This is a genomic window from Helicobacter sp. 23-1044 (assembly GCF_053654695.1).
The window spans coordinates 1-464 of the sequence record NZ_JBSIUQ010000037.1 but is presented as its reverse complement, the minus strand read 5'-3'; the positions used below and the strand labels follow the sequence as shown (position 1 = coordinate 464).

The window sequence follows — 464 nt, the reverse complement described above, 5'->3', positions numbered from 1 at the left end:
GCTTATAGTTTAATCCTAAATTGAGATTCATAGATTTAATATTAAATACTGAATCATCTTTGTCATTTAGATTCGCATAGCTAAATACAAAATGAGTGCCTAACGAATTATTATTATTTAATTTACCACTAAATGCTGTAACGAATCCATATTCTAAACCACTCAAATTATAACGCCCTGATTCAAAGAAATAATTGTGATTCACAAATGGGGTTAGAATGAAGTAGTAGTTTGAATTTGCATTTGGATTCGTATTTATATTTCTAACTGCACGGCGATTAGTTGTTTGATTCGTGCGATTTGTTGAATCGGCTAGAAGTAAGGATTTATTATTCATAGAAAAAGGTTTCATTTAATGAAAGCGAATCTAATGCAAGGGATTCATCATTGCGAGGCGAATCTTGATTCGCCGAAGCAATCCAAGATTCATTTAAATCATTTAGATTCGCGTGTTTATTTGCGTT

1 protein-coding gene is annotated in these 464 nt (G+C 31.5%); it reads right to left on the bottom strand.

The window, feature by feature from the left end:
* A partial coding sequence (locus tag ACWIUD_RS12085) for a hypothetical protein (RefSeq protein ID WP_454149417.1) occupies positions 1-352 on the bottom strand: 352 nt, incomplete at its 3' end.
* Positions 353-464 lie beyond the last annotated feature (112 nt).